Below are 20,420 nucleotides of genomic sequence, written 5' to 3' on the forward strand. Positions count from 1 at the left end.
TGTCTCCCCGGTCGCGATTGCGCTAAAGAGGCTGCGATGTCGCAGAACCTGACCGCCAATCGCCCGACCTTCGTCACTCATCTCGAATGCTCCATGACCGGCGAACGCTATGAAGCGGACCGGCTGCACGGCCTCTCGCGGGTGGGCCGGCCGCTGCTGGTCCGCTACGATCTGGCGGCGGCGGGGGCGGCGCTGTCGCGCGACGCGCTGATGGCGCGGCCGACCGACCTATGGCGCTGGCGCGAACTGCTGCCCGTCCGCCATACCCGCGACGTGGTCAGCCTGGGCGAGATCGAGACGCCGCTGGTCCCGATCCCGAACAGCGGCGGCGGCGGCCATGTGCTGGTCAAGGACGAGGGCCGGCTGCCGACCGGCAGCTTCAAGGCCCGCGGGCTGGTGATGGCGGTGGCGATGGCGCGGGAGCTGGGCGTCACCCGCATCGCCATGCCGACCAACGGCAATGCCGGCGCGGCGCTGGCCGCCTATGCGTCGCGGGTCGGGATCGAGACGATCGTCTTCTGCCCCGAGGATACGCCCGAAGTGAACGTCCGCGAGATCGCGATGCAGGGCGCACGCGTCTGGCGGGTCAATGGCCTGATCGACGATTGCGGCGCGATCGTCGGCAAGGGGGCGGCCGAGGGGCGCTGGTTCGACTTCTCGACGCTCAAGGAACCCTACCGGATCGAAGGCAAGAAGACGATGGGGCTGGAGCTGGCCGCGCAGCTCGGCTGGGAACTGCCCGACGCGATCTTCTATCCGACCGGCGGCGGCACCGGCCTGATCGGCATGTGGAAGGCGTTCGACGAGTTGGAGGCGCTGGGCTGGATCGGCTCGAAGCGGCCGCGCATGTATGCGGTGCAGGCCAGCGGCTGCGCGCCGATCGTCCGCGCCTTCGAGGCGGGCGAGGAGCATGCCGAGCGCTGGGAGGACGCCGAGACGGTGGCGGCCGGCATCCGCGTGCCGCGCGCGGTCGGCGACTTCCTGATCCTGCGCGCGGTGCGCGCGAGCGGCGGCAAGGCGCTGGGCGTCGGCGATCCGGCGATCCTGAAGGCGGTGGACGATTGCGCGCGCCGCGACGGCCTGCTGCTGTGTCCCGAGGGCGGCGCGACGCTGGCCGCCTATCGCGAGGCGCTGCGCACCGGCGAGGTCGACGCGGAGGAACGGGTGGTGCTGTTCAACTGCGCCACTGGCCTGAAATACCCGATGCCGCCCGCGCCGCGCACGCTCGACCGTCACGCGCCGATCGACTTCGACTCGCTGTGACGATCCGCATCGCGGCGCTCTATCGCTTCGCCCGGTTCGGCGATCCGGCGGCGATCCGCGCGCATCTGTTCGACGCCGCGGACGCGGCGGGGATCAGGGGCACGCTGCTGATCGCGGGCGAGGGGATCAACGGCACCATCGCCGGCGCGCCCGAGGCGATCGATCGGATGGTGGCGACGATCCGCGCGCTGCCCGGCTGCGCCGGCTTGCAGCCCAAGTTCGCGACCGCCGACGCCATGCCCTTCCACCGGCTGAAGGTGCGGCTGAAGCGCGAGATCGTGACGATGGGCATCGCCGATATCGACCCGCTGGACGTGGTCGGCACCTATGTCGCGCCGGCCGACTGGAACGCGCTGATCGACGATCCCGACACGGTGGTGATCGACACGCGCAACGATTACGAGGTCGCGGTCGGCAGCTTCGCCGGCGCGGTCGACCCCGAAACCGCCAGCTTCCGCGACTTCCCCGCATGGGTCGAGGCGAACCGCGCGCGGCTGGAGGGACGACGCGTGGCGATGTTCTGCACCGGCGGCATCCGGTGCGAGAAGGCGACGGCCTATCTGAAGCGCGAGGGGTTCGCGGATGTCCACCACCTCGACGGCGGCATCCTGCGCTATCTGGATGAGGTGCCGGCGGAAGATAGTCGCTGGCAGGGCGAATGCTTCGTCTTCGACGAGCGCGTCGCGGTCGGCCATGCGCTGGCGCCGGGCAGCCATATGCTGTGCCGCGCCTGCCGCATGCCGGTGAGCGCGGCCGATCGCGCCTCGCCGCTCTACGCGGAGGGGGTGAGCTGCCCGCGCTGCCATGCCACGCGCAGCGACGAACAGCGCGCCGGCTATGCGGAGCGCCACCGCCAGGCGCGGCTCGCCGCGGACCGGGGGCAGGCGCATGTTGGCGCGATGCAGCCCGGGCGTCCGCGCGCGGAGGACGACCCCGACTGACGGCGGCCGTCAGACGGTCGGCGTGCCCCGGAACGGCAGCAACGTCTCATATTGCGCCAGCGCCGGCGCGCCCGGCACGACCAGCCCCCGACGCAGCAGGAAGGCATGGCGGACGATCTCCGCCTGCTGTTCGATGCCGTAGCGGGGCAGGGTGACGCCGGGCCGGAAGCTGTAATCATAGCGGCAGAAGGGGTGCCGACGCAGCACCAGGCTGATGCCCCGCTGATGCTGCCAGACATGCGTCATCTCGTGCAGGAACAGCCCCTGCGCGGTGACATGCGCCGCGCCGAAATCCTCGCACCAGAGCTGGCCCTTGGGGTGGAAATGAATGCAGCCGCGCGGGGCCATCACCACGTCGCGCGGCTGGAAGAAGGCCCATTTGCGCCTTGCCAGCCGCACCCGCCCATAATCGATCGCATCGCCGAACATCGCGGCGGCGAGCGCGGTTTCGCCGGGGGTGAGGGGACGATCGGTCATGCCCGGCAGATTAGGCGAAGGCCTCTCATCCGCAACGCGAAAAGGGCCGCCGGTCGATCGACCGGCGGCCCTTTCATAGTGTCCCGGTCAGGCGAGTGCCTGCGTGGCGCGCTGCGAAGAACGGCGGCGCATCGCCGCGCCGGTCAGGCCGAAGCCGACCAGCATCAACGCCCAAGTCGTCGGCTCGGGAACGGCGGCGACATAGGTCAGATTGTCAATCAGTACCCAATCCCCGCTTCCGAATGACAAGGTGGCGCTGCTAATTCCAGCGCCCGAGATACCGTAATAATTCATATCGTTGGTAGCGAACACCGGCGGGAAGGTGTAGGTTTGGCCACCGGCCGATATCGACCAGGCGATGTCTGATGCGCCAAGGTTGAAACCGAAAGCCGAAACCGGCGCGCTAAAGTCGAATATGATAGTGGACGTCGCGTCTCTATTGTTTCCGAGGCTCTGACCTATGGTGTTATATTGACCTGAATAGTTATTGAGCTCGGTCGTTCCGCGTATGGACACAATGTCATAGGTTCGTAGTCCCGTTGCGCCCCCGTTGCCAGTTTCGAACGTAACGACCGTGCCGCCGTTCAGTGCGGGACTGGACACCGGCGATCCCATGCCCTGAATGACGGCGGCCGACGCCCCTCGCGGTGTCATGCAGATCAAGCCAGCTGCACTTAAGATGCTGGCAAGATTATGCCGAAATGTGACCATAGCTTTTCCCCCGTTCCATTGAATTAAGTGCGCGACGACGGCGGGCTCGGTGCGGCAATATGATGAATTGCTGCAGATTTTGCCCCAAGCTATTGCCAGTTTGTCGTCGTTGCTGCGTGTTTACTGATGCGTTAACTATAATTGAGCAATACGTACGTTTACTTAGAGGTCAAAGGTTGTGGAGAAACACTGGCAAGAGTCGAATGGCAACGTATTCCAAAACAAGACTATATGAGTGTCAATTTGGGGTTGTTACGTAGCGTTTTTACAAGTTTTCTATTGCTCCGCCCCGCCATCCCCCGCCGCGACCACCATCGCCTTGCGCGAGACGCGGGTGCCGTCGCCGAAGTTGAAGGTCAGGATCATCTCGCCGCCCGGCTTCACGATGGGATTGATCCCGAACAGCATCAGGTGGCGGCCGCCGGGCTCGAAGTCGATCTCGCCCTTCACGGGAAGCGGCAGGCTGTCGAGCGGGCGCATCGACGTCATCCGGCCGTTTCGCATCGTCTCGTGCATCTCGGTGCGGATCGCGGTGTCGGCGGAGACGCGCAGCAGCGTCATCGGCCGGTTGGCGCCGTGCACGATCGCATAGCCCGCCGCCGGCCGCCCCGGCACCGCCGGCAGGCGGACCCAGGCCTTGTCCACCGTCACCTCGTCCGGGCCGCTGCACCCGGGCAGCATCAGGGCCGTGGCGAGCCCGAGCCGCGCCGCCGCACGTGCAACCGGATTGGCAACCATCGGTTTCATCGCTCCTGTCCCATCGCCGTGCGGCTTTCCCGCAACGGTGCCGTGTTCTACGGACCACCCCGTCTTGCGGCAAGCCGATGCCCCCCTATATCGCCGCCATCCACCGGTGATTGCGCCGCCGTAATGGGGCGTGGTCATAATGCTTTCTGTTTGATGAGGGGCATCAACGTCACATGGCAAAAGTAATCGGCATCGATCTCGGCACCACCAACAGCTGCGTTGCGGTGATGGAGGGCGGCAAGCCCAAGGTGATCGAGAACACCGAGGGCGCACGTACCACCCCGTCCATCGTCGCCTTCGCCAAGGATGGCGAGCGATTGATCGGCCAGCCCGCCAAGCGCCAGGCGGTCACCAACCCGGACAACACCATCTTCGCGGTGAAGCGCCTGATCGGCCGCCGCTTCGACGATCCGGTCACCCGCAAGGACACCGAACTGGTCCCGTACAAGATCGCGCGCGGCACCAATGGCGACGCCTGGGTCACGGCGGGCGGCAAGGATTACAGCCCGTCGCAGATCAGCGCCTTCACACTCCAGAAGATGAAGGAAACCGCCGAGTCCTATCTGGGCGAGACGGTGACCCAGGCGGTCATCACCGTGCCGGCCTATTTCAACGACGCGCAGCGCCAGGCGACCAAGGACGCCGGCCAGATCGCCGGCCTCGAGGTGCTGCGCATCATCAACGAGCCGACGGCGGCGGCGCTCGCCTATGGCCTGGAGAAGCAGGACGGCAAGACCATCGCGGTCTATGACCTGGGCGGCGGCACGTTCGACGTGTCGATCCTGGAGATCGGCGACGGCGTGTTCGAGGTGAAGGCCACCAATGGCGACACCTTCCTGGGCGGCGAGGACTTCGACAACAAGATCGTCGACTACCTGGCCGACGGCTTCAAGAAGGACGAGGGCATCGACCTCACTAAGGACAAGCTGGCGCTCCAGCGTCTGAAGGAAGCGGCCGAGAAGGCGAAGATCGAGCTGTCCTCGGCCCAGTCGACCGAGGTCAACCTGCCCTTCATCACCGCCGACCAGAACGGTCCGAAGCATCTGGTCAAGACCATCACCCGCGCCGACCTGGAGCGGTTGGTGGAGGACCTGATCAAGCGCACGCTGGAGCCCTGCAAGAAGGCGCTGGCCGATGCGGGCGTCTCCGCGTCCGAGGTGTCGGAAGTGGTGCTGGTCGGCGGCATGACCCGCATGCCGCGTGTCCGTGAAGTGGTGAAGTCGTTCTTCGGCAAGGACCCCCATACCGGCGTCAACCCGGATGAGGTCGTGGCGATGGGCGCGGCGATCCAGGCCGGCGTGCTGCAGGGCGACGTGAAGGACGTGCTGCTGCTCGACGTGACCCCGCTGTCGCTGGGCATCGAGACGCTGGGCGGCGTGTTCACCCGCATGATCGATCGCAACACGACGATCCCGACCAAGAAGTCGCAGACCTATTCGACCGCCGACGACAACCAGGGCGCGGTGACCATCCGCGTGTTCCAGGGCGAGCGCGAGATGGCGGCCGACAACAAGATGCTCGGCCAGTTCGACCTGGTCGGCATCCCGCCCGCGCCGCGCGGCGTGCCGCAGATCGAGGTCACGTTCGACATCGACGCCAACGGCATCGTCAACGTGTCCGCCAAGGACAAGGGCACGGGCAAGGAGCAGCAGATCCGCATCCAGGCCTCGGGCGGCCTGTCGGATGCCGATATCGACCAGATGGTCCGTGACGCGGAGCAGTTCGCCGAGGAGGACAAGAAGCGTCGTGCCGGAGCCGAGGCGAAGAACAACGCCGAATCGCTGATCCACACCACCGAGCGGCAGCTCGCCGACAATGGCGACAAGGTCGACGAGGCGCTGAAGTCGGAGATCGAAGCGGCGGTGGCCGAGGCCAAGTCGGCGGTCGAGAGCGGCGACGCGGACCGCATGAACGAAAAGGCGCAGGCGCTGGCGCAGGTCGCGATGAAGCTGGGCCAGGCGATCTACGAGAAGCAGGCGCAGGCCGAGGCCTCGCCCACGGGCGGCGCGTCCGCCGATGCGCCCAAGGATGACGTGGTCGACGCCGAATTCTCGGAAGTCGACGACTCGCACAAGGCGTAACGAAGTGACGATCGCGCCCCGTCGACCCGCCGGCTTTCGCCGGAGCGGGTTGGCGGGGCGCTTTCCTGTGAGGCGCGCATGAGCACCCAGATCGATTATTACGAGCTGCTCGAATGCGAGCGCACCGCGGATGCGGGGACGATCAAGTCGTCCTATCGCAAGCTCGCGATGAAGTATCATCCGGACAAGAACGCCGGGTGCAAGGATTCCGAGGCCAAGTTCAAGGCCGTGTCCGAAGCCTATGACGTGCTGAAGGACCCGCAGAAGCGCGCCGCCTATGACCGGTTCGGCCACGCCGCCTTCCAGAATGGCGGTGGCGGCGGCGGTCATGCCGGGGCCGGGGACTTCAGCGGATTCTCCGACATCTTCGAGAGCGTCTTCGGCGAATTCATGGGCGGGCGCGGCGGCCGACAGCAGGCCCGGCGCGGCGCCGACCTGCGCTACGACATGGATGTGTCGCTGGAAGAGGCGTTCCACGGCAAGCAGACCGAGATCACGGTCGACGTGTCGGCCGAGTGCGACACCTGCCACGGCTCGGGCGCCAAGCCCGGCACCCATGCCGCGACCTGTCGCCAGTGCAACGGCCATGGCAAGGTGCGGGCGCAGCAAGGATTCTTCGTGGTGGAGCGGACCTGTCCGGTCTGCCAGGGTTCGGGCCAGGTGATCGCCGACCCGTGCAACGACTGTCGGGGCGAGGGGCGCGTCGACAAGACCAAGACGCTGCAGGTCAATATCCCGCCCGGTGTCGACGAGGGCACGCGCATCCGCCTGACGGGCGAAGGCGAGGCAGGGCCGCGCGGTGCGCCGGCCGGCGACCTTTACATCTTCCTCCACGTCAAGCGCCATGCGATCTTCGAGCGGGAGGGCACGACGCTGTTCGCGCGCGCGCCGATCAGCTTCACCACGGCGGCGCTGGGCGGATCGCTGTCCATCCCCGGCCTGGACGGCCGCACGCACGAGATCAAGATCCCGGCCGGCATCCAGTCCGGCAAGCAGTTGCGCCAGCGCGGCGCGGGCATGCCGGTGCTGCAGGGCCGCGGGCAGGGCGATCTGGTGGTGCAGATCGATGTCGAGACGCCGACCAAGCTGTCGACCCGCCAGCGTGAATTGCTCGAACTGTTCCGCGAGACGGAGACGGGCGACGAATGCCCGGCGAGCCACGGCTTCTTCGCCAAGTTGAAGGGCGTGTTCGCGGGCGAGTGACGACCGGCCCGGGGGCGGGCGGAAGGGGGAAGCGTGGCGGCGATCGTGGTGGCGCTTCTCGGCTTTTGGGCGGTGATGCGCCTCGCGCCCGCCACGCCTGCCGCCCGGGTGATCCACGACGCGCTGGTCGTCCGCCCCGCCCGGCGACTGGATCGGATCGGGCGCGGGCATGTGACGCTGCTCGTCCTGGCGGCGATGCTGATCCCGGCCACGGCGTGGCTGGCGGGACGCGACAGCGTGCCGCTCGCCGGCATGGCGCTGCCGGAACTGGCGAGTTGGGCGGCGACCTTCGAGGTCACGACGCTGATCGACCTGGCGGTGGCGGGCATGGCGACGGGAGCGAGCCTGCGCTTCGGATGGGCGGTCCGGATGGGACGTCGCTGGCGTCGGAGCGGCGGTGCCGGCTAGGTCGGCGTACTGGCCGCCAAGCCGCGCGATACGGGTCGTCGTCCGTCGTGAGGCCGGCCCGTGCTGGTTGCCCGGCGAAGGCCGGGGCCTTGTCGGCAAGGCCCGGGTGACGAAACGCCGCCCCTTTGCCTCCCTGTCCCCCGGCCTTCGGCGGGAAGCATGACATCGCGCGGAGACGCCCCGCGGAGAGTGGGCGGCGGCACGGCACAGGCCTCCGCTTGGCATTGCGCGCGATCACTCGTCCCGGCGCGCCTGGCGCGTGAAACCAATCGCTTCCCGCCGCCACCGCCACCCCCTACAGCCAGGCCATGAGCCACGCCGTCTCCGGTCCAGCCCCCGCTTCCGCCCCGGCTCCAGCCTTCGTCTTCGCCGTGGCGGCGATTGGCATCGGGGTGTTCTCGGTGATGGACGCGGCCATGAAGTTGCTGGTCATCGCGATCGGCGTCTACAACACGATGCTGTGGCGGTCGTTCGGCAATGTCGCGATCGGCCTCGGCCTGTGGAGCCTGGGCGATCGGCGCTGGCCGAGCCGCACCGCGTGGCGGCTGCACGGCGCGCGCGGCGCCGTCACGACCGCGATGGCGCTGCTGTTCTTCTGGGGGATCGCGCGGGTGCCGCTGACGCTGGCGGTTTCGATCGGCTATACCGCGCCGGTCATGGCGCTGTTGCTCGCCGCGCTGGTGCTGAAGGAGCGGATCGACTGGCGCGCGCCGGTCGCCAGCCTGGCGGCGCTTGCCGGGGTCGGCGTGATCCTGGCCGGGCAGGCGCGGGGCGACGCGCCGCCCGACGTCTGGTGGGGCGCGGCGGCGATCTTCGCCTCGGCGATCCTCTATGCGGTCAACCTGATCCTGGCGCGGTTGCAGGCGCTGGCGGCGGGACCGGTCGAGGTCGCGCTGGTCCAGTCGCTGGTGGTGCTGGTGATATTGGGGTGCGCCGCGCCCTGGTTGGCGGTGCCGCCGCCGGCTTCGCTGTGGCCGCTGATCGCGCTGGCGGCCGGGCTGGGGTCGATCTCGATGCTGCTGCTCGCCTGGGCCTATGCGCGCGGATCGGCCAGCTATCTGGCGAGCAGCGAATATACGTCCTTCGTCTGGGCGGCGGCGCTCGGCTGGACGGTGTTCGGCGAGCCGGTGTCGGGCTGGACGCTGGCCGGAGCGGGGGTGATCGTCGCCGCCTGCCTGTTTGCGGCGCGGCGGCGTGACGTGGTGGCCACCGCGACGCTCCAGAGCCAGACCTGACGCCATCCGCCCCCGACGCGTCCGGCCGGGGAGCGGATGGAACCGATTTATTCGCGACCCGGCACGTCGTGGTCGTGCGGCTCCTCGCCGGCGGCCTTGGCCTCGTCGTACCGCTCGATCGCCTCGCGGACGATACGGCGAGCTTCTTCGGCATCGCCCCAGGTGCCGATCCGCACCCACTTCTTCTTCTCCAGGTCCTTATAGTGGGTGAAGAAGTGCTCGATCTGCTGGAAGACGATCTCCGGCACGTCGTCGCGGCCGCCCACGTTCGAGTAATAGGGGAAGACCTGGTCGACCGGCACGCAGACCAGCTTCTCGTCGCCGCCGGCCTCGTCTTCCAGGTTGAGCACCGCGATCGGCCGGGCGCGGACGACGCAGCCCGGCACGAAGGGCGAGCGGGCGATGACCAGCGCGTCGAGCGGATCGCCATCCGGCGACAGCGTGTGCGGTACGAAGCCGTAATTGGCCGGGTAGCGCATCGGCGTGTGCAGGATGCGATCGACGAACAGCGCGCCCGAGGCCTTGTCGAACTCGTACTTCACCGGTTCGCCACCGGTCGGCACCTCGATGATGACGTTCAGGTCGTCGGGCGGGCTCTTGCCCACCGGGATCAGATCGATACGCATGATTTTTCCCTGTGAAATCGGTCGTTAGAGGATCAGCGCGGCGTCAACAGGCGGTCGAGACCCGTCTCTCCGGTGCCGATCTTCTCGAGTCGCGGGTAGCGCGGGCCGCCATGATAGTCGATGGCGAGATCGCGGTAGCGCTCGCCATTCTTCACCAGAAGATGGATCGGTTCCTTCGAGGTCTTGGCCTCGACGATCGCTGCCTTGAGCGCGTCGCCGCTATAGGCGCGGCCGTTCACCGCCTCGATGCTGGTGCCGACATCGATCGCCGCCTTGAATGCGGGCGAGCCCCAGATGGTCGAGGTGACATTGCCATCCTTGCCGACAACCAAGCCGAGCGAATAGCTGGTATCGGTGCCGCGCAGCTTCTCGACCTTGCTGAAATAGCCAGTCGGCTCGGGCGTGAAGACCAGCTTGTAGCCGTTCATTGCAAAGCCGTTGATCGGCGCCGGCTGGCCCGTCTCGGTCAGGCGCTTCTGAAGAAAGCCTGCCCAGTCATAGGGTTGAATGCGGTTGAGCGTCTGGGCGACGTCATCGAATGTATAGGTTACCTCGCCCCAGTCGCCGTCGCGGATGCCGAAAAAGGCCTTGGCGAAATCGTCGATCGACTTGGTGCCGCCCGATTGCCGGCGGAGCATCGCGTCGACCTCCATCCAGACCATCAGGCCCTCGTTGTAATAATCCTCCGATCGCTGCCAGCTCGTCCAGCCCTTGGGCCGGCGCGAGGAGATGATCGGGTCGTTGGTGGTGTCGATCAGCGGCCGCCACTCGCGCCCACGGCTGTTGTCATAGCTGGCCAGGATCGACGCATAGGCGTCCAGCGTGTCCTGTTTCGAGACAATGCCCGAGCGCGCCTGCAGCACATAGCCCCAGAACTGCGTCTGCCCCTCATAGACCCAGAGCAGCGAGTCGCGCATCGGCATCCGGAAGTCGGGCGTCCACAAGTCCGCGCCGCGTCGGAACTTGCCGTCCCAGCTATGGGTGAACTCGTGCGGCAGCAGGTTGCGCGTCGCGGTGCTGTTCTCCCAGTCGATGAAATAGCCGGGGCGCACGCCGTTCTCGGACGAGCGGTGATGCTCCAGCCCGATGCCGCCGAGCTGGTCGGTGATCGACAGGAGGAAGGTGTACTTGTCGTAATGCTGCGCGCCGAAGGTCTTGGCGGCCTGTTCGACCAGCCGCTTGTGCGCGTCGATCTGCGCCGGGGTGGCGTTCAGCTCCTTGGGATCATCGGCGAAGACGCTGAGATCGACCCGCGGCGACAGCGGGAAGACCTTGCCATATTTGCCCGCCAGCAGTGGCGAGTCGACCAGCACCTCGTAATTCGTGGTGTCGTAGCTGTAGGTCGAGCCCGTCGCCTTGGCCGGCACCGCGCCGGACGCGGTCCAGCCGGCCGGGAATTTGACGGTCATCTGGATCGGGATCTGGCGGGTGAAATAGCCGGCCGGGTAGAGGCTGACCGAATTGGGCTGGAGCGAGATCATCGTCGGCGTGGCGACGATGCGGCCCTGGTCGCCCTTGGTCGCAGACAGGAACTGGAAATCCACGTCCAGCGTCTTGGCGCCCTGCGGCACGTCGACGTGGAAGGCGTATACGTCGACCGGGTCGCGCGTCCAGGGCAGCACCCGGCCATTGGCCCGGACGACCAGGCTGGCGACCTTCTCGATCTCGCCGCGCGGCGCGTGGTTGCCGGGCAGCCATTTCGGATAGAGCAGCGCCACGTCGCCGGTCTTGGATACCGGGATCGTCTCATGGACCGTGAAGATGCCGCGCTCGGTATCGGTGGCGTCGACGTTCAGCGTGATCGTGCCGGGATAGGGCACGTCCTGCGCTGCCGGGATGGTGTCGACGATCGGCACCGGCTGCGGCGCGGAGTTGCCGGCGGGAACCTGGGCGAGGGCGGAGGTGGAGAGGAACAACGACGCGACGACGGCTTTGCGGATCATGGACGGTCCCGACATGGAGAATGGCCAAGGTCTAGCGGCCGAAAAGGTCAGTCGTCCACCCCTGTCATGGGGGCGCCTCAGCCACCGCCCAGCACATTGATCGAGAAGGCGATAATGCCGAGATTGAACACGAAGGCGGCCAGGCAGTGGCCCAGCACCACGCGCCGGATGCGCCGCGAGCCTATGGCCACGTCCGAGGTCTGGAAGGTCATGCCGAGCGTGCAGGCGAAATAGAGGAAGTCCCAATAGTCGGGCGTCTTCGTGTCCGGGAAGCTCAGGCCCCCGGCATCGCCTTCGCCGCCCTCCGCCTCGATATAGAAAAGATGCGCATAATGGAGCGCATAGACGGTGTTGGAGAAGAGCCAGCACAGGGTGAGCGTCGTGATCACCAGGAGGATGGCGAAGGCGTCGTTCTTGCCCTTCAGCTCGCCCGCCACCGCCGCCAGGATGACCAGCATCGTGACGCCGGTCAGGCCCAGCAGCACCGCGCGATTGGCGTCGTTCTCGCGCGTGGCGGCGCGCATCCGCTCCGCCTGGCCATCGTCGAGGAGGGTGGCGACCGAGACGAGGAAGACGAAGGCGGCCAGGTCGAACGCGCCCATCACCGCGCGACCCAATTCCAGCCGCGACCAGCCCAGCGCGAAGGCGCCGGCGAACACCAGCACGAACAGGACGAAGCGTGGCGGCGCCACGCGTTGTCCCAGGCCCCACCATCTGCGTTGCGTCATCGCGCGCGGTGCTAGCGCGAAGCCGCTCGCTCGACTAGATAGCCGCGCTCTTATGGCCCGTATCCAGACCCCCCATCGCGTCCGCGGCACGCAGGACATCTTCGGCGACGATCAGCGCCGCTTCGCCCAGGTGCTCGGCACCTTCGACCGGGTGAAGGCGCTCTATGGCTTCCAGCGCGTCGACATTCCGATCTTCGAGGCGACCGAGGTCTTCTCGCGTTCGATCGGCGAGACCACCGACGTGGTGTCGAAGGAGATGTACACCTTTCCCGATCGTGGTGGCGACCTCTTGACGCTGCGGCCGGAATTCACGGCCGGCCTCGCCCGCGCCTTCCTGACCGAGGGGTGGCAGCAACATGCGCCGCTGAAGCTCGCCACCTCGGGCCCGGTGTTCCGCTACGAACGGCCGCAGAAGGGGCGCTACCGCCAGTTCCACCAGATCGATGCCGAGGTGATCGGCGCGGCCGAGCCGATGGCCGATGTCGAGTTGCTGGTGATGGCCGACCAGCTCCTGCGCGACCTGGGCATCGAGGGCGTGACGCTCCAGCTCAACACGCTGGGCGATGCCGCGACGCGCGACGCCTGGCGCGCGGCGCTGGTCGCGCATTTCGAACAGCACCGCGCCGACCTGTCCGAGGACAGCCTGACCCGGCTGGAGAAGAACCCGCTTCGTATCCTCGACAGCAAGGACCCACGCGATCGGCCGGCGGCGGACAGCGCGCCCGATATCGACGCCTATCTGACCGAGGAGGCGCGCGCCTTCTTCGACGCGGTGACGGCGGGGCTGGACGCGGCGGGGGTCGCCTGGACACGCAATCCCCGGCTGGTGCGCGGGCTGGACTACTACCGGCACACCGCCTTCGAGTTCGTCACCGATCGGCTGGGCGCGCAGGGAACGGTGCTGGCCGGCGGCCGCTATGACGGGCTGATTGGCTCGCTCGGCGGTCCCGAGACGCCGGGCGTGGGCTGGGCGGCGGGCGTCGAGCGGCTGGCGATGCTGCTGGCGGAGCCGGCCCGGCCGGCGATCGACGCGGTGATCGTGCCGATGGGCGCGGCGGCGGAAGCATGCGGGATCGGCCTGCTCGCCGCGCTGCGCCGCGCGGGGCTGGCCGTCGACATGGCCTATAAGGGCAAGATGAAGCAGCGCCTGGCCAAGGCCGATGCGCAAGGCGCGCGCGCCGCCATCATCATCGGCGACGACGAGATCGCGGCCGGGGCGGCGGCGGTCAAGTCGCTGGCGGACGGCACGCAACGCGCCGTCGCCTTCGACGCGCTGGCCGAGGCGCTGCGGTGAGCCATCGGCGCCGTTCGGGCGTTGGGGGCGGGGCATGACTCCGATTTCCCCCGACCGCATCCGCCAGATCGAGGCCAGGCGCGACGAGCTGGCGGCGCAGATGGCGACCGGCGACCTGCCGGGCGACCGTTTCGTCGCCGTCTCCAAGGAATATGCCGAGCTGGAACCCGTCGCCCAGGCGGCGGGCGAGGTGCGCCGCCTGCGCCAGGAGGCCGAAAGCCTGGCCTATATGGCCGAGGACAGCAGCGACGACGAGCTCCGCCAGATGGCGGCCGAGGAATTGCGCGAGAACCGCCAGGCGCTGGAGGCGGCGGATCGTCGGCTGGCGCTGGCGCTGTTGCCGCGCGACGCCGCCGACGAACGCGCGGCGATGCTGGAGATCCGCGCCGGCACCGGCGGCGACGAGGCGGCGCTGTTCGCGGGCGACCTGTTCCGCATGTACCAGCGCTACGCCGATTCGCGTGGCTGGCGCGTCGAGCTGATCTCGGGCAGCGCGTCCGACGCGGGCGGCTATAAGGAGGTCGTGGCGTCGGTGACGGGGCAGGGCGTGTTCGCGCGGCTGAAGTTCGAAAGCGGCGTCCACCGCGTGCAGCGCGTACCGGCGACCGAAGCGGGCGGGCGGATCCACACCTCCGCCGCGACGGTCGCGGTGCTGCCGGAGGCCGAGGAGGTTGATGTCCGCATCGACGAGGCCAAGGACCTGCGCATCGACGTCTATCGCTCGTCGGGGCCGGGCGGCCAGTCGGTCAACACCACCGACTCGGCGGTGCGCATCACCCATCTGCCGACCGGCATGGTGGTGATCCAGCAGGACGAGAAGTCGCAGCACAAGAACAAGGCCAAGGCGCTCAAGGTCCTGCGCACTCGCCTCTACGAGGCGGAGCGCGAGCGGCTGGCGGCGGAACGGTCGGGCACGCGCAAGGCGATGGTCGGCTCGGGCGATCGGTCGGAACGCATCCGCACCTATAATTTCCCGCAGGGGCGCGTCACCGACCACCGCATCAACCTGACGCTGCACCGTCTGCCCGAAATCCTGCAGGGCGAGATGGACGAACTGATCGGCGCGCTGATCGCCGAGGACGAGGCGGAGCGGCTGGCGAGCCTGGATGGCTGACGCGCGCGCCGCGATTGCGGCGGCGGCGGCGCGGTTCGGCTTTTCGGCCACGGCGCGGCTGGATGCCGAATTGCTGATGGCGCACGCGCTGGGGCTGTCGCGCGACCGGCTGCTGCTGACGCTGGACGATCATGTGGAGCCGCCGGGCTTTGCGAGCCTGGTCGACCGGCGGGCCGTCCACGAGCCGGTCGCCTATATTTTGGGCACGCGCGGCTTCTGGACGCTGGACCTGGCGGTAGGGCCGGGGGCGCTGGTGCCGCGCGCGGACAGCGAGACGGTGATCGAGGCGGCGCTGGCGCACTGGGCCGGACGGCCGCCCGCGACGATCCTGGACCTGGGGACGGGGCCGGGCACGCTGCTGCTGGCGCTGCTGTCCGAATGGCCGGACGCGGTGGGGTTGGGGGTCGACCGATCGGCCGACGCGCTGGCCTATGCCCGGATCAACGCCGCGCCCTTTGGCGGGCGGGCGCGCTTCGTGCGGGGGGATTGGGACGCGGCGCTGGCCGGCTCGTTCGACCTGATCGTCACCAACCCGCCCTATATCGGCACCGGTGAGGTGCTGGCGCACGAGGTCGCCGGGCACGAGCCCCCCGAGGCGCTGTTCGCGGGGCCGGACGGGCTGGACGATTACCGCCGGCTCGCCCCGGCGATCCGTCGGCGGCTGGCGCCGGGCGGCGCGGCGGTGATCGAAATCGGCTGGACCCAGGCCGACAGCGTCGGCGACCTGTTGCGCGACGAGGGCTTCGCCGTGGCCGTGCACCGCGACCTGGGCGGGCGGCCGCGTGCCCTGCTGGCCCGTTGAACGGGCTGGCGACTTGAAGCGGGACGGTGCCAACGCCATATTTTGCTTGTGGGGTGGAGCCATCCCCCGCTATGGATGGCCATGGGGAACGCGACCATTGACGGATTGTCAAGCGACGGCTTGTCAGGCAGCGACCCGCATCACCAGTCATGATGCCGCATATGTGGCGATGACGAACCCGGCGTAGCCCGAGCGGCACGCGGCAGGGCGGGGTGCATTCACAGGCCTAGGAGCCCGTTTTTGCGTTTGGCAAAGGACAACAAGCTTGATCAATAATCGGCAGGCCGGTCGTCGTCGCGGCCGGGGCGGTAATAACAACAACAACAGCCCGCGCCAGGGTGGCGGCGGGGGTCGCCCCGACAATGGCAACCGCATCGATAGCCGCGCGCGCGGCAATGCCAACCAGCTGTACGAAAAGTACAAGAATCTGGCCTCCGATGCGCAGCGCCAGGGCGACCGCGTCAACACCGAATATTACCTCCAGTTCGCGGACCATTATTTCCGCGTGCTGAGCGACCAGCGCGGCCGGTTCGAGGACCAGCAGCCGCGCCGCCCGGTGCAGGATTTCGACGCCGACGATCAGGACGAGTTCGGCGACGAGGGCGAGCCGATCCGTGCCGGCGAGCAGGATGGTCGTGGCGCGCAACGCGACTATCAGGGTCGCGAGCACCCTCGCCGCGAGGAGCGCGCCGAGCGCCAGGATCGCAGCGAGCGTCAGGACCGCAGCGAGCGTCAGGACCGGGGCGACCGCCTCGAGCGTGCCGAGCGTCAGGACCGAACCGAGCAGCGGGCCGATCGCCAGGATCGTCCGCGCCGCGCCGAGGGCGAGCGCCCGCGCCGCTGGGACCGCGACGAGCGCGCCGAGCGCGAGCCGGACCAGGCCGCCGCCGCACCAGCTGCGCCGGTCGAAGTCGCCGGCCAGCGCCGTTCCGACCCGCCGGTCGCGGGCGAGGATCTGGAGCAGCGCGCCGAGACCGTGATCGAGGCGGACGCGCCGCTCGCGGTCGAGGCGCCCGCCCCCCGCCGTCGCGGGCGTCCGCGGCGCGATGCGGCGGCGGCCGAGGCGGTGACGCCGGCCACCGACACGCCGGCTCCGGCGGCCGCGGCGAACGGCGTCGATGCGGATCGCCTGCCTCCCTCGCTCGGCATCGCCCCGGCCAACGACTCGGACGAGGCGCCCAAGCCGCGCCGTCGTCGCGTCCGCGCCGCCGCGCCGGACGCGGTCGCCGAATAATCCGCCTCGCGACGCTGCGACGAACAGGCCGGTCCGCGATCCGCGGGCCGGCCTTTTTCACGACCGGGGCCTAATCCCGCCGGTGCACATCCTCGTCATGGCCCGAGCCGGAGCTGAGGAACAACAGTCCCATCAGCGCGCCGGCCAGCACCACCGATCCGCCGACTCCGCCCAGGATCGCGAACATGGTGACGAGGTGCAGCGGCCCCTGGAGATGCGCCATGCCGACGATCGCGGCGGCGGCGCAGAACGCGGCAGCCAGGATCATCCAGGCGAGCAGATGGCGATAACGCGCCCAGGCGTGCGCAGCCTGATCCGGATCATCCAGTCCCTTGGGCAAATCGTCCATGCGCCATCATGTCATGCTTTCCTCGTCGGGCGAAACATGATCTGCTGAACGCACGATAGACGAGGAGGCGAGGATGACGATCGCGGCGATCCTGGGGAAGGACCCGGTGCCGGTGGTGACGATCCGGCGCGACGCGACGGTGGCGCGGGCGGTGGACCTGCTGGTCCAACACCGGATCGGCGCGGTGCCGGTGATGGACGGCGATACGGTCGCCGGCATCCTGTCGGAGCGCGACGTGGTGCGGCTGCTCGCCCGGGATCGGGAGGCGCTGGACGAACCGGTCGATTCCGTGATGACCGCGCCCGCGATCACCGTCGGCCGGGCCGAGCCGGTGATCGGCGCGTTGTCGCTGATGACCCGCCGCCGCATCCGCCATCTCCCGGTGGTCGAAGACGGGCGGCTGGTCGGCCTGGTGTCGATCGGCGACCTGGTCAAATATCGCATCGACCGGATCGAGGCGGAGGCCGCCGCGATGCGCGACTATATCCAGTCGGCCTGAGGGATCAGGCGACCGGCTGGGGCATCGCCGCATAGGCGTCGAGCCGCGTGAGATGGTCGGCGACCACATCGTCGGGCAGGAAGCTGCCGAGGAAGCTGTTGCGCGCCAGCCGGACCAGATCGTCCTTCGACAAGCCCCGCGCCTCCGCGGCGGCGATGTAATTGTCGGCGACATAGCCGCCGAAATAGGCGGGGTCGTCGGAATTGATCGTCGCGCGCAGCCCCTCGCGCAGCATCCGGTCGATCGGGTGGTCGTCCATCGTGTCGACCACGCACAGCTTCAGGTTGGACAGCGGGCAAACGGTCAGCGTCATGGCGGTGCGCGCCAGGCGGGCGGTCAGCGCGGCATCTTCCAGGCTGCGATTGCCATGGTCGAGCCGATCGATCGCAAGCAGGTCGAGCGCCTGGACGACATAGGCGGGCGGCCCTTCCTCGCCGGCATGGGCGACGCTCTTCAGGCCCAGCGCACGGGCGGCAGCGAAGACGCGCGCGAACTTCTCCGGCGGATGGCCCAACTCGGACGAATCCAGTCCCACCGCCTCGATCCGGTCGAGCCAGGGGCGCGCCATCTCCAGCGTCGCGAAGGCGTCGTCCTCGTCCAGATGGCGCAGGAAGCTCATGATGAGACGCGAGGTGATGCCATGCTTCGCCTCGGCTTCCTCCATCGCGGAAAGTAGGCCGGAAATCACGGTGTCGAAGGCGATGCCGCGCGCGGTGTGGGTCTGCGGATCGAACATGATCTCGGCATGGACGACGCCGTCCTGGGCCACCCGGTCGAAATAGGCGGCGGCGAGGTCGTGGAAGTCTTGGCTGTGGATCAGGACGTTCGCGCCCTGATAATAGATGTCGAGGAAATCCTGGAGCCGGGTGAAGCTATAGGCGGCCCGCACCGCCTCCACCGAGTCGAACGGGATGGCGATGTTGTTGCGTCGGGCGAGCGCGAACATCAGTTCAGGCTCGAGGCTCCCCTCGATATGCAGGTGGAGTTCCGCCTTGGGCAGGCCGGCGATGAAGGCGCGCATGGTCATGCGCCCCTACATCGCGGCCATCGCCGGGCGGGGCAAGGGGCGTTGTCGCGGAAGAATGGGGGCACGCGACGACGCAGAGACTTTACTGAAGGACGATGGTCGCCATCCGCGTGGTCTATGACTTATCGGAGGTTGGGAAGGCCGGCTGTGCCGCGGCCGACCTCCCTTCCCATCTTTACGCCTCCGCGTGAAATCAGATCGCCGCCAAGGCTTGATCGAAGTCCGCGATCAGGTCGTCGGCATCCTCCACCCCGATCGAGATGCGGACCAGATTGTCGGTGATCCCCAGCGCCTGCTTGCGGGCCTCGGGCACCGACAGGTGGGTCATCGCCGCCGGGTGGCTAGCCAGCGTCTCGGTGCCGCCCAGCGACACCGCCAGCTTGGCGATGCGGAGCGCGTCGAGGAACCGGAACGCCTCGGCCTCGCCGCCCTTGACCAGCAGCGAGAAGGTCGAGCCCGCCCCCGTACAGTGGCGGTCGTAGATGTCCTTCTGCCGCGCATCCTCGATGAAGCCCAGATAGCCCATCCGCTCGACCTTGGGGTGCTGGCGCAGGAAGGCGCAGACCTTGGCGGCATTCTCGCCCGCCCGGCTCATCCGCAATTCCAGCGTCTCCAGCGAGCGGAGCAGCATCCAGGCGGTGTTGGGGTCGCAGATCGTGCCGATCGTATTGCGCATCGACCGGATCACGTCGATCTGCGCCTTCTTGCCCAGCACGCCGCCCGCCACCAGGTCGCTATGCCCGCCGGCATATTTGGTCAGCGAGTAGACGACGATGTCCGCGCCGTGGCGGAGCGGCTGGTGCCAGAGCGGGCCCAGGAAGGTGTTGTCGATCGCGATCGGCGGCTTTTCCGCCCGGTCGGCGAAGATCGCGTCGCGGCTGGCGACCACCGCCTCGACATCGACCAGTGCGTTGGTCGGGTTGGCCGGGCTTTCCAGATAGATGAGCGCGACGTTGCCGGTCGCCGCCTCGGCCAGGACGCGGTCGATCTCCGCGCGCGTCGCCCCGGCCGGGAAGTCGAGCCACTTGACCCCGAACTTGCCCAGGATGCGGCCGATCAGCGTCTCGGTCGCGGCATAAAGCGGGCCGCTATGGACGATCGTGTCGCCAGGCTTGACCATCGATAGGAACAAGGTCGCGATCGCGGCCATGCCGGAGGAGAAGGCGAGCGCATCTTCCGCCTCTTCCCAGATCGCCAGCCGGTCCTCCAGGATCTCCTGATTGGGGCCGTTGAAGCGCGAATAGACCAGCCCCTCCGCGCCGCCCGGCCGCTTGCCGGTCACGCCTTCGAAATGGCGCTTGCCGGCGGCGGCATTGGGGAAGACGAAAGTGGAGGTGAGGAAGATCGGCGGTTTGAGCGACCCTTCCGACAGCGACGGGTCATAGCCATGGCCCATCATCAGCGTCGATGGCTTCAGCTTGCGGTCGCCGATCCGGGCGGGTTCGGTGATCGGCGAGCGGTTCGCGTCGACACCGGTCATGTCGGCTTCGGTCTCGTCCATCGGCATGTGATTCTCCTCTTCCGTACCGCCTTGTACGCGCTGGAAAGTCTCAATGGAAACCATCTTGGCCCAATGGGGACATGGCGTGAAGACGGATGATTCAACAGAAGGCGCAAAGGCGCGAAGGAAGAAGGCTTGTCCACGCGGAGGCGCGGAGACGCGGAGGTCCGTCGGTCTGCGGCGCAGCCGCCATCCTCCCTTCGTTCCTGGACCAGTCTTGGACCGGGTTGCTGGCAA

Annotated in this window: 20 protein-coding genes; 11 read left to right on the forward strand and 9 right to left on the reverse strand. The window is 68.2% G+C overall.

Annotated elements, in window-relative coordinates; genetic code table 11:
* Positions 1–36: 36 nt before the first annotated feature.
* The gene (locus GGQ96_RS08455) at positions 37–1,263 is read left to right on the forward strand and encodes a threonine synthase (RefSeq protein WP_184113573.1); all 1,227 of its coding nucleotides are present in this window, start codon (positions 37–39) and stop codon (positions 1,261–1,263) included.
* Positions 1,260–2,204 carry an oxygen-dependent tRNA uridine(34) hydroxylase TrhO gene (trhO, locus tag GGQ96_RS08460; protein ID WP_184113575.1) on the forward strand — a complete coding sequence of 315 codons (945 nt, stop codon included), beginning with the start codon at positions 1,260–1,262 and terminating at the stop codon, positions 2,202–2,204. Before GGQ96_RS08455 ends, trhO begins: the two co-directional genes overlap by 4 nt.
* A gap of 9 nt (positions 2,205–2,213) precedes the next feature.
* Here trhO and GGQ96_RS08465 read toward each other — a convergent pair whose 3' ends face one another.
* The 3 genes from GGQ96_RS08465 to GGQ96_RS08475 form a co-directional block, all read right to left on the reverse strand.
* Positions 2,214–2,681, reverse strand: a complete 468-nt coding sequence (locus GGQ96_RS08465) for a vgr related protein (protein WP_184113577.1) — start codon at positions 2,679–2,681, stop codon at positions 2,214–2,216.
* 87 nt (positions 2,682–2,768) lie between these two features.
* Positions 2,769–3,392, reverse strand: coding sequence for a PEPxxWA-CTERM sorting domain-containing protein (locus tag GGQ96_RS08470; RefSeq protein ID WP_246360342.1), 624 nt, complete (start codon positions 3,390–3,392; stop codon positions 2,769–2,771).
* A 276-nt stretch (positions 3,393–3,668) separates the two neighbouring features.
* Positions 3,669–4,139, reverse strand: coding sequence for a copper chaperone PCu(A)C (locus GGQ96_RS08475; protein ID WP_184113579.1), 471 nt, complete (start codon positions 4,137–4,139; stop codon positions 3,669–3,671).
* Between the two features lie 173 nt (positions 4,140–4,312).
* Between GGQ96_RS08475 and dnaK the strand changes: the two genes are divergently transcribed.
* The 4 genes from dnaK (at position 4,313) to GGQ96_RS08495 (ending at position 9,066) form a co-directional block, all read left to right on the forward strand.
* Complete coding sequence (gene dnaK / locus GGQ96_RS08480; RefSeq protein ID WP_184113587.1) at positions 4,313–6,220, forward strand: molecular chaperone DnaK; 1,908 nt, start codon at positions 4,313–4,315, stop codon at positions 6,218–6,220.
* Between the two features lie 78 nt (positions 6,221–6,298).
* Positions 6,299–7,423, forward strand: coding sequence for a molecular chaperone DnaJ (gene dnaJ, locus GGQ96_RS08485; RefSeq protein WP_184113589.1), 1,125 nt, complete (start codon positions 6,299–6,301; stop codon positions 7,421–7,423).
* Between the two features lie 33 nt (positions 7,424–7,456).
* Positions 7,457–7,831, forward strand: coding sequence for a hypothetical protein (locus tag GGQ96_RS08490; RefSeq protein ID WP_184113591.1), 375 nt, complete (start codon positions 7,457–7,459; stop codon positions 7,829–7,831).
* A 308-nt stretch (positions 7,832–8,139) separates the two neighbouring features.
* Positions 8,140–9,066: a DMT family transporter gene (locus tag GGQ96_RS08495; protein WP_184113593.1), complete on the forward strand. Its 927-nt coding sequence runs from the start codon at positions 8,140–8,142 to the stop codon at positions 9,064–9,066.
* Positions 9,067–9,113: 47 nt separating this feature from the next.
* Here the strand turns inward: GGQ96_RS08495 and ppa are convergent, their stop codons facing one another.
* From ppa to GGQ96_RS08510, 3 genes are all read right to left on the reverse strand, one after another.
* Positions 9,114–9,692 (reverse strand): inorganic diphosphatase, encoded by a 579-nt coding sequence (gene ppa, locus GGQ96_RS08500; protein ID WP_184113595.1) that lies wholly within the window; start codon positions 9,690–9,692, stop codon positions 9,114–9,116.
* A gap of 32 nt (positions 9,693–9,724) precedes the next feature.
* Positions 9,725–11,635: a M61 family metallopeptidase gene (locus GGQ96_RS08505; RefSeq protein WP_184113597.1), complete on the reverse strand. Its 1,911-nt coding sequence runs from the start codon at positions 11,633–11,635 to the stop codon at positions 9,725–9,727.
* Positions 11,636–11,712: 77 nt separating this feature from the next.
* Positions 11,713–12,363, reverse strand: a complete 651-nt coding sequence (locus GGQ96_RS08510; RefSeq protein WP_184113599.1) for a DUF1345 domain-containing protein — start codon at positions 12,361–12,363, stop codon at positions 11,713–11,715.
* 52 nt (positions 12,364–12,415) lie between these two features.
* Here GGQ96_RS08510 and hisS point away from each other — a divergent pair, with 52 nt between their 5' ends.
* From hisS to GGQ96_RS08530, 4 genes are all read left to right on the forward strand, one after another.
* Positions 12,416–13,657 (forward strand): histidine--tRNA ligase, encoded by a 1,242-nt coding sequence (gene hisS / locus GGQ96_RS08515; protein ID WP_184113601.1) that lies wholly within the window; start codon positions 12,416–12,418, stop codon positions 13,655–13,657.
* Positions 13,658–13,691: 34 nt separating this feature from the next.
* Positions 13,692–14,771 (forward strand): peptide chain release factor 1, encoded by a 1,080-nt coding sequence (prfA, locus tag GGQ96_RS08520; RefSeq protein WP_184113603.1) that lies wholly within the window; start codon positions 13,692–13,694, stop codon positions 14,769–14,771.
* Positions 14,764–15,573, forward strand: a complete 810-nt coding sequence (prmC, locus tag GGQ96_RS08525) for a peptide chain release factor N(5)-glutamine methyltransferase (protein ID WP_184113605.1) — start codon at positions 14,764–14,766, stop codon at positions 15,571–15,573. Before prfA ends, prmC begins: the two co-directional genes overlap by 8 nt.
* 265 nt (positions 15,574–15,838) lie before the next feature.
* Positions 15,839–16,807 carry a DUF4167 domain-containing protein gene (locus tag GGQ96_RS08530; protein WP_184113607.1) on the forward strand — a complete coding sequence of 323 codons (969 nt, stop codon included), beginning with the start codon at positions 15,839–15,841 and terminating at the stop codon, positions 16,805–16,807.
* Positions 16,808–16,877: 70 nt separating this feature from the next.
* On the opposite strand, the gene GGQ96_RS08535 is transcribed toward GGQ96_RS08530, so the two are convergent.
* Entirely contained in the window at positions 16,878–17,156 is a 279-nt protein-coding gene (locus GGQ96_RS08535; protein ID WP_184113609.1) for a hypothetical protein, read from the reverse strand.
* A gap of 73 nt (positions 17,157–17,229) precedes the next feature.
* Here GGQ96_RS08535 and GGQ96_RS08540 point away from each other — a divergent pair, with 73 nt between their 5' ends.
* On the forward strand, positions 17,230–17,655 hold the full coding sequence (locus GGQ96_RS08540; protein WP_184113611.1) for a CBS domain-containing protein: 426 nt from the start codon (positions 17,230–17,232) through the stop codon (positions 17,653–17,655).
* 4 nt (positions 17,656–17,659) lie between these two features.
* On the opposite strand, the gene GGQ96_RS08545 is transcribed toward GGQ96_RS08540, so the two are convergent.
* Together GGQ96_RS08545 and GGQ96_RS08550 are read right to left on the reverse strand one after the other, a co-directional pair.
* Positions 17,660–18,682 (reverse strand): adenosine deaminase, encoded by a 1,023-nt coding sequence (locus tag GGQ96_RS08545; protein WP_184113613.1) that lies wholly within the window; start codon positions 18,680–18,682, stop codon positions 17,660–17,662.
* Positions 18,683–18,875: 193 nt separating this feature from the next.
* Positions 18,876–20,189 (reverse strand): cystathionine gamma-synthase family protein, encoded by a 1,314-nt coding sequence (locus GGQ96_RS08550; RefSeq protein ID WP_184113615.1) that lies wholly within the window; start codon positions 20,187–20,189, stop codon positions 18,876–18,878.
* Positions 20,190–20,420: the final 231 nt, after the last annotated feature.

This window comes from Sphingomonas abaci, from assembly GCF_014199625.1.
In the GTDB taxonomy this organism is placed as follows: domain Bacteria; phylum Pseudomonadota; class Alphaproteobacteria; order Sphingomonadales; family Sphingomonadaceae; genus Sphingomonas; species Sphingomonas abaci.

Excerpts from the sequence above, each read along its gene's own strand:
- GGQ96_RS08550 (WP_184113615.1), bottom strand. The coding sequence starts at position 20,189 with ATGCCGATGGACGAGACCGAAGCCGACATGACCGGTGTCGACGCGAAC.
- prfA (WP_184113603.1), top strand. The coding sequence starts at position 13,692 with ATGACTCCGATTTCCCCCGACCGCATCCGCCAGATCGAGGCCAGGCGC.
- ppa (WP_184113595.1), bottom strand. The coding sequence starts at position 9,692 with ATGCGTATCGATCTGATCCCGGTGGGCAAGAGCCCGCCCGACGACCTG.
- hisS (WP_184113601.1), top strand. The coding sequence starts at position 12,416 with ATGGCCCGTATCCAGACCCCCCATCGCGTCCGCGGCACGCAGGACATC.
- GGQ96_RS08510 (WP_184113599.1), bottom strand. The coding sequence starts at position 12,363 with ATGACGCAACGCAGATGGTGGGGCCTGGGACAACGCGTGGCGCCGCCA.
- prmC (WP_184113605.1), top strand. The coding sequence starts at position 14,764 with ATGGCTGACGCGCGCGCCGCGATTGCGGCGGCGGCGGCGCGGTTCGGC.
- GGQ96_RS08455 (WP_184113573.1), top strand. The coding sequence starts at position 37 with ATGTCGCAGAACCTGACCGCCAATCGCCCGACCTTCGTCACTCATCTC.
- GGQ96_RS08465 (WP_184113577.1), bottom strand. The coding sequence starts at position 2,681 with ATGACCGATCGTCCCCTCACCCCCGGCGAAACCGCGCTCGCCGCCGCG.
- dnaK (WP_184113587.1), top strand. The coding sequence starts at position 4,313 with ATGGCAAAAGTAATCGGCATCGATCTCGGCACCACCAACAGCTGCGTT.
- GGQ96_RS08495 (WP_184113593.1), top strand. The coding sequence starts at position 8,140 with ATGAGCCACGCCGTCTCCGGTCCAGCCCCCGCTTCCGCCCCGGCTCCA.
- GGQ96_RS08545 (WP_184113613.1), bottom strand. The coding sequence starts at position 18,682 with ATGACCATGCGCGCCTTCATCGCCGGCCTGCCCAAGGCGGAACTCCAC.
- GGQ96_RS08470 (WP_246360342.1), bottom strand. The coding sequence starts at position 3,392 with ATGGTCACATTTCGGCATAATCTTGCCAGCATCTTAAGTGCAGCTGGC.
- dnaJ (WP_184113589.1), top strand. The coding sequence starts at position 6,299 with ATGAGCACCCAGATCGATTATTACGAGCTGCTCGAATGCGAGCGCACC.
- GGQ96_RS08475 (WP_184113579.1), bottom strand. The coding sequence starts at position 4,139 with ATGAAACCGATGGTTGCCAATCCGGTTGCACGTGCGGCGGCGCGGCTC.
- GGQ96_RS08505 (WP_184113597.1), bottom strand. The coding sequence starts at position 11,635 with ATGATCCGCAAAGCCGTCGTCGCGTCGTTGTTCCTCTCCACCTCCGCC.
- GGQ96_RS08535 (WP_184113609.1), bottom strand. The coding sequence starts at position 17,156 with ATGGACGATTTGCCCAAGGGACTGGATGATCCGGATCAGGCTGCGCAC.
- GGQ96_RS08540 (WP_184113611.1), top strand. The coding sequence starts at position 17,230 with ATGACGATCGCGGCGATCCTGGGGAAGGACCCGGTGCCGGTGGTGACG.